This is a genomic window from Patescibacteria group bacterium, assembly GCA_041664365.1.
Taxonomy (GTDB): domain Bacteria; phylum Patescibacteriota; class Patescibacteriia; order UM-FILTER-42-10; family UM-FILTER-42-10; genus JAHJEX01.
Genome location: JBAYKW010000023.1, coordinates 1 through 3,570 on the forward strand (window position 1 = coordinate 1; position 3,570 = coordinate 3,570).

5 protein-coding genes are annotated in these 3,570 nt (G+C 33.4%); all 5 read right to left on the reverse strand.

What is annotated here, in order from left to right; genetic code table 11:
* The coding region (locus WCW66_06920) for a class I SAM-dependent methyltransferase (GenBank protein ID MFA6392435.1) at positions 1–595 on the reverse strand (595 nt) is incomplete at its 3' end.
* 82 nt (positions 596–677) lie between these two features.
* Positions 678–1,007: a hypothetical protein gene (locus WCW66_06925; protein MFA6392436.1), complete on the reverse strand. Its 330-nt coding sequence runs from the start codon at positions 1,005–1,007 to the stop codon at positions 678–680.
* A 90-nt stretch (positions 1,008–1,097) separates the two neighbouring features.
* On the reverse strand, positions 1,098–2,177 hold the full coding sequence (locus WCW66_06930; protein MFA6392437.1) for a hypothetical protein: 1,080 nt from the start codon (positions 2,175–2,177) through the stop codon (positions 1,098–1,100).
* 15 nt (positions 2,178–2,192) lie between these two features.
* Positions 2,193–3,044: a hypothetical protein gene (locus tag WCW66_06935; protein MFA6392438.1), complete on the reverse strand. Its 852-nt coding sequence runs from the start codon at positions 3,042–3,044 to the stop codon at positions 2,193–2,195.
* Positions 3,041–3,570 (reverse strand): MTAP family purine nucleoside phosphorylase (locus WCW66_06940; protein MFA6392439.1); only part of this gene is annotated, 530 nt, incomplete at its 5' end. The genes WCW66_06935 and WCW66_06940, both read right to left, overlap by 4 nt.

Sequence of the window (3,570 nt, forward strand, 5' to 3'; positions counted from 1 at the left end):
GATTTTTCATATATTTTTCTTTTCCATAATCCTTTAGTCCCCAAAAAATACGATAGTGATAATACCACATATCTTGGCGGTTAAATTTTTTCGGATTTTTTTTATAAACCTTGACCATTTCGGAAATCGTGGCAGTGTCAGAGGCCGGCATGGTAATAATATTGGTTGTTAGATGGCCATTCGGTTTTAGCAATCTTTCGGCTTCTGTTAAAAAAATAGGCCAATCATTAAAAGCAATGTGATGAAGACCGTGGTCGCATAAAATTAAATCGTACTGATGGTTTTTTAGCGGCACTTTTAACCAGTTCGCAATAACTATTTTTTCGTCGCCTTTGGATATTTTAATCAATTCTTGCATTGCCCGAATCATATTCGGTTCTCTATCCACTAGTGTGACATCAAAATTATATTTCGCCAATAAATCTCGCAATTCCGGCGTGGCGCCATAAATAATGGCTTTGCCGCCAGCTTTTTTTCTAGCCCATTTTTCATAAAGTTTTATTTCTTGCAACGACGGTCTTTCCGGCGGTTTAAGGGGTTTCCAATTTTTAGCGTAATTTTTCCATTGATTATGATTTAAAGTAATTTTTGCCATAATTCTATAAATTATACTATGATTTTATTTTTTTGCCAAGTAACGTTTAAGGGTTGGCATCTTTATGCCAACCCTTAAAAAATTATTTTGATAACACAACTATTCTTTGTACTTCTTCTTTTTTATAAGAATCTAAAGGCATGTTCGGAGTTGCACATTTTTCAGTTTTTATTTTGAGACTGTTTCGGTCAATATTTTTTAAAATCCCTACTGTATCTATAATTCCATTTGTTTTGGCTGGTCGGTACCCCATATAGCCACCACATCCGCCTCCCTTCACTTCAATAAAAATTTTAACTTTCTTGCCAATCATTCCCCGAAGAATTACATTTTCCTTTTTTATAGCCTCTTTCTCGATGTTTCTATGTTTCTTATCTACTTCTTTGCGCCTTGCTACAAAAGAATAAGTCATTTTTTCCTCCCTTTTTTATTTTCAAGCTAATTTTTATAGTTTAATATGTTTTAATAATAGCAAATTTTTTGATTTTTGTCAACCCCGTATTTATTCTCTTTTTTTAATAACTTCCTTAATCCAGCCCCTTACTTGATCTATGGGATAATCGTGAACCGCAGGTTCTCGTCCGCCGATTTTTTCCGGTAATAATTCTTTTAAATCTTTTAAAATAATAGAACCTTTCTTTTTAAGACCCTTTAACTGATTTTGGAAAAAGGGGAGTGTTTCTCCTTCTAAATCAATATCTTGATCTTTAATAGAATGAATACCGACAATGCGCAAATTTTCCGGTAATTTATCTGCCGTTAATTCTCTTAATCTTTTACCGGAATTATGCATACTATCTATTGTTTCATCAACATTCAGGTTTTTAAAATAATTACCTTCAGCTTCACTTTTAAAAGGCTCTCGAAAGGAATTAATTACTTCTGGCCTATTTTCAACCCAAGCACCCATTAAAACCACATTTTTAATTTTGTCAGCTATTTTTTTAGCTGTTTCTGCTTTTTCTCCCGAACCATTCATTTCTTCTTTAAGATCCATTAAAGAGGTAAGGGCTATTCTACCACCCCAAGAATGGCCAAGAACATCAATTTTATCAAGCTGGTCAATATTGACTTCGAGAGATTTTAAAGCAGTTAGAACTTCTCTGTCAGATTGACTCCATTTAAAATCCTCATCTTTGCCTATATATTTTTGATTTTTTTCTTGGGCATAATCTGTCTTTTCGGAGCAGTGAATACAACTTTTAACGTCTTCGCCTTCAATTCTTATGCCGTTATGACGTAAAACTACTACTGCTCGGTCGCCGCAGGCAAAATCGTCGGCGTATTTTGCTTCTTGTACAACAAAGTCGCCGTGATAGCCGGGATCAATTATTAAAACTTCCTTAAAATTTTTTGTTCCTTTTGGAAGGTAAACCTTTCCTTCTACAACTTCTCCGGTATCCGGATTTTTTAATTCAGTCCATCGAGCTTCATAATTACCGAGTTCTTTGGGCTGATTATTTTCATCTAAATCAGAATTTAATTTAATGGTTTTTTCTGAATTAAAATTTTCGCCAAATAATTTTTCCAGAGATTCGTCTTTAGGAAAAATTTCTTTTTCTCTTCTAAATATTTCTGTCATAAATTTATAATTGAATTATTTATTTTTTAAAACAAAATTGGGACAACACCTGCCGCTAGAAAGCGGGCTAAAAGATATTTTTTCAACCTTGAAATAATTTTTTAAAATTTTAACTAAATTTTTTAGAGGTGGATGAGCGGTGACGTAATTATTCATAACATCCGAGACACCGAATGGCCAAATTTTATTAATTATTTCTGTCGGCAATTTTTGTTTTTTGATTTCTTTTATTAATCTTGTTTTTATTTTGCTGAAAAATATTTGTTTTGTTTTTTTGTTATAATCTAATTTTTTAAGCCTTTCAACGCTAAAATACCAGCGATTGGCGAATTGTTCAAAATATCGCGGATTTTGCCGATACATTGAAATAATCTGTTTCGGTGAAAGTGGTTTTTCTTTATCTAAAATCGGCGAAACTATTAATAAGTAACCGTCTTTTTTAAGACTTGGATGAATACTCTTGGCTAATTTAAGATGAAGCCGCCAAGGCAAATTATTGAAAAAACAATGGCCCAAAACTAAATCAAAAGAGCCTGTTGGAAATAACTTATTTATATTTAACCAATTGTTTATTATTATTTTTTCTTTGCGCTGTTTTTTGTATTTCATTAATTTTAGTAATCCCTTTACCATACCAGGGTTAATGTCTAAAATCGTTGTCGAAATGCGATACTTAGCCAAGAGATCGCGAATCTCAGGCGTAGAGCCGAATACTAAAGCTTTGGGTTGTTTATTCTGTCGTAAAATTTCTTGAATTTTCTTTTCCCAAATTTTTAGATCAAATGGTGATGGTCGGCATGGCGAAGCAACCGTAGGCCAGATTTTTAACACTTCAACCCAATTTTTCTTTTTAAATATTTTTTTCATAACACTGCGTTTTTTAAGGCTTGGCCGCAAAGACAATTTCGTTGTTTAGACAGGTTTTTTATTATTTCCAAAAATATTTTTTTTACCTTTTCGTTGTTGTTTCGGAAAACTTCCATAACTTCTTGCGCGTTAACAGGTTTGATATCGGGTCTTCCTTGCAGACCGGCATCATAGTCGGTGACTAACGAAATATTTAAATAGCACATTTCCAATTCGCGAGCCAAAATTACTTCCGGACATTGAGTCATATTTATTACATCCCAATCCATTCTAGAATAAAAATTAGATTCAGCTTTGGTGGAAAATCTTGGACCTTCAATGACTACCACTGTGCCATTTTTATGACAGGGGATTTTTAATTTTCGGCAAGTATCAGCCGCTATTTTTCGCAAATTTGGGCAATAAGGTTCGGCGGCGGAAATATGAACGATTTTCGGGCCGTCAAAATAAGTACTTTTTCGGTTATTGGTTTTATCAACAAATTGATCGCAAATTACGAGATCGCCCGGTTTTATTTTTTCTTTCA